This window comes from Streptomyces sp. UH6, from assembly GCF_013421635.1.
GTDB classification, from domain to species: domain Bacteria; phylum Actinomycetota; class Actinomycetes; order Streptomycetales; family Streptomycetaceae; genus Streptomyces; species Streptomyces abyssomicinicus.
Genome location: NZ_JACADT010000714.1, coordinates 1 through 2922 on the forward strand (window position 1 = coordinate 1; position 2922 = coordinate 2922).

4 protein-coding genes are annotated in these 2922 nt (G+C 71.4%); all 4 read right to left on the reverse strand.

Annotation, left to right across the window (positions count from 1 at the left end):
- Window positions 1-65: 65 nt before the first annotated feature.
- The 4 genes from HW445_RS24710 to HW445_RS24725 are packed head-to-tail and all read right to left on the reverse strand — an operon-like array spanning window position 66 to window position 2744.
- Window positions 66-224 (reverse strand): DUF6760 family protein, encoded by a 159-nt coding sequence (locus HW445_RS24710; RefSeq protein WP_164540787.1) that lies wholly within the window; start codon window positions 222-224, stop codon window positions 66-68.
- A complete protein-coding gene (locus HW445_RS24715) occupies window positions 221-715 on the reverse strand; it encodes a zinc-ribbon domain-containing protein (RefSeq protein WP_180223145.1) in 495 nt (164 codons plus the stop codon). Before HW445_RS24715 ends, HW445_RS24710 begins: the two co-directional genes overlap by 4 nt.
- On the reverse strand, window positions 712-1152 hold the full coding sequence (locus HW445_RS24720) for a phage tail protein (protein ID WP_151773517.1): 441 nt from the start codon (window positions 1150-1152) through the stop codon (window positions 712-714). The genes HW445_RS24715 and HW445_RS24720 overlap by 4 nt, the downstream gene beginning before the upstream one ends.
- A gap of 47 nt (window positions 1153-1199) precedes the next feature.
- Window positions 1200-2744 carry a phage tail sheath family protein gene (locus HW445_RS24725; protein WP_180223146.1) on the reverse strand — a complete coding sequence of 515 codons (1545 nt, stop codon included), beginning with the start codon at window positions 2742-2744 and terminating at the stop codon, window positions 1200-1202.
- Window positions 2745-2922 lie beyond the last annotated feature (178 nt).

Here is a 2922-nt window from a genome sequence, read left to right on the forward strand (position 1 = left end):
CCGAGGGGTCCGCGGCGATCGGCCCGGCGGCCCGGCGGCGCAGCCTGTCCCGCCATGCCATGTGCTCAACCGCCTTCGTTCACGCGGGTGTTGATGCGGGCGATCTCGGCCACCCACTGCCGGCGTTCGTCATGGGTCAGGTCGAGGATCTCCTCGCGCGGCCAGTGGAAGTGATAGGCGACGTACGCGATCTCCTCCCGGAGCCGGGGAAGGGCGTACGTCACGATTCCCCCAGGCGCCCGCCCGAGAGGTCGACCTCGAAGCCGCCCTCGCAGTGCGGGCAGGTCACCGCCGCCCGGGTGTGGCCCTCGCTGTTGACGCGGCGGTAGAAGTCCTGGAGGAAGGCGACGTCGGTGGCGTACATCCGCTCCACGATCCCGGCGTGTACGTCGGTGATGGAGCCGATCCGGGTGATGACCTGGCTCAGCAGCACCACGCTCAGGTACGCGGGGTTCTCCTTGACCCGCAGGTCGATCTGGGGCCGCAGCTCGTCCCGGGCCGTGGCGAGGCGCATCGCGCCGTGGCGGTGGACGGTGCCCGCCTCGTCGACGTAGCCGCGCGGCAGCTCGAACTCGAACTCGGTGCGCAGCCCGTGGTCCTCCCGTGGCGGCGGAGCGGCGGCGGGGGGTGCCGCCGCCTGCTCGGTCGCCGGGGCGGGCGCCGTCGCCTGGAGGATCTCCTCCAGGTTGCCCGCCGTCACCGTACGGCGCCTCATTCGACGACGATCTCCTCGAACACGATGGTGACGGTCTCGGTGGCGTGGGAGGCGTCCCCCGCCTTCAGGGACGGGCCCTCCCACTTGGAGGCCCAGCCCTGCATCAGCTGGATGCGCCGGACCGTGTTGCCCTCGGTGTCCTTGATCTCGATCGTGAGGTTCTGACGCGCGGCGTTCACGGCGCCGTTGTTCAGTGTCTCCTTGATCCAGTTGGTGAACTCGCTGCTCTGGTCGAGTCCCCGGGTGATCGTGATCTCGCCCGCCTGCCGACCGCCGGGCTGCTTGCGGATGATCTGCTTGCCCTCGGCGCTGACCTGCTTGATCTCGACGACGTCCTCCTGGACGGTCAGCCCGCTGATCTCCTGGATCGACTCGACCAGGTACCCACCGAGCTGCACGCCGAAGACGTGGGTGGAAAGAGCATCGCCCGTTGCCATGACTGTCTGTCACCTTTCCTTGCGGAGCCGTTCCTACGGTCCCGGGTTCACTCGTCGATGAGGCTGGTGCTGTCGGAGAACTGGGCCAGCCGGAACACCACGAACTCCGCGGGCTTGACCGGCGAGACGCCGATCTCGCAGACGACCCGCCCCTGGTCGATCGACTCCTGCGGGTTGTTGTCGCGGTCGCACTTCACGTAGAACGCCTCTTCGGCGGTGCGGCCGAACAGCGCGCCCCGGCGCCATTCCTCGGTGAGGAACGCCGTGACGTTGCGCCGGATGCTCGACCAGAGCCGGTCGTCGTTCGGCTCGAAGACCACCCACTGGGTGCCCAGGAGGATCGACTCCTCCAGGTAGTTGAACAGGCGGCGCACGTTGAGGTAGCGCCAGGCCGGGTCGGAGGAGAGGGTGCGGGCGCCCCAGATCCGGATGCCCCGGCCCGGGAAGGCGCGGACGCAGTTCACGCCGATCGGGTTCAGCAGGTCCTGCTCGCCCTTGCTGAGCCGCAGTTCCAGGTCGACCGCGCCGCGGATCACCTCGTTGGCGGGTGCCTTGTGCACGCCGCGCTCGGCGTCGCTGCGCGCCCACACACCGGCGATGTGACCGCTCGGCGGGACGACGGTGTTGCGGCCGGCGGCCGGGTCGAAGACCCGCACCCACGGGTAGTAGAGGGCGGCGTACCGGGAGTCGTAGCCCGCCTCGTCGTTGCGCCAGGTCCGCACCTGCTGGGCGGACAGTCCGGGCGGGGTGTCCAGGACCGCCACCCGGTCACCCATCTGCTCGCAGTGCGAGATCACGGCCAGCTGCACGGTGCGCACGCCCTCGGCGTCGATGTCACCGCGCTGGTGGGCGCTCATCAGGTCCGGCACCGCGACCATGGTGATCTCGTCGATGGCCTCCAGGCCACCGAACCCGGTGCGGGCCCCCGCGTCGCCGACGTACTCGGCCGCGCTGAGGCGGGCCACCTCGCCGGAGCCGGCGGCGGCGGGCGCGGCCGGGGCGTCGGCCAGCGTCACGGTCTGGTTGGCGGGCCGGCTCTGGGGGGCGCCCTGCTGCTCGGTGACCTCGATCAGCTTCGAGGCGCGGGCCTGGTTGACCAGGTACCCCTTGACGTTCCTGCGGGTCGAGCCCTCGTAGGTCTCCGCCACCTGGTCGCCCTGGCGGACCAGGACCTTGAAGCGGTCCTCCGGCGGGTTCTCGCCGTCCGCGTCGGCGACCTCCACCGACACGCCGGAGACGCCCGGCCGGGCCGTGACCAGGAAGCCGCCCAGCTCGGCCGGCCGCGCCGCGGTGGTCCCCTGCCCCGCCGGGGCGGAGGCGTCGTCCTGGGAGCCGCCGATGCGCACGACGTACGCGGTGCCGCCGCCGTTGGCGAAGTATCCGTAGACCGCGTGGGCGAGGTAGGTGCCCTCGGTGAAGCCACCGAACGTCCGGGTGTACTGGTCCCAGCTCGCGACGAGCGTCGGCGTGTGGAACGGGCCGGTCTCGGCGAACCCCACGAACGCGGCGACCGCGGTGCCCACCCCCTCGATCGGCCGGGCACCGGACTGCACCTCCTCCACGTACACGCCCGGGGTGAGGTACGTCGGCATGCTCGCTCCTTCGGGTCCTGCGGTTGCTGGCGGATCTGTCACCTGTGTCCAGGCCGAGTCTGCGGGGCGGTCCCGCGAGGTGACAGGGCCGTGCGGACCTGGCCAGGGGCAGGGACGCTGCCTTTCCCTGCCCGTGCCGACCGCCCGGCGGGCCCCCGGACCTGCCCCTGGACTGCCC

Excerpts from the sequence above, each read along its gene's own strand:
- HW445_RS24725 (WP_180223146.1), bottom strand. The coding sequence starts at position 2,744 with ATGCCGACGTACCTCACCCCGGGCGTGTACGTGGAGGAGGTGCAGTCC.
- HW445_RS24715 (WP_180223145.1), bottom strand. The coding sequence starts at position 715 with ATGAGGCGCCGTACGGTGACGGCGGGCAACCTGGAGGAGATCCTCCAG.
- HW445_RS24720 (WP_151773517.1), bottom strand. The coding sequence starts at position 1,152 with ATGGCAACGGGCGATGCTCTTTCCACCCACGTCTTCGGCGTGCAGCTC.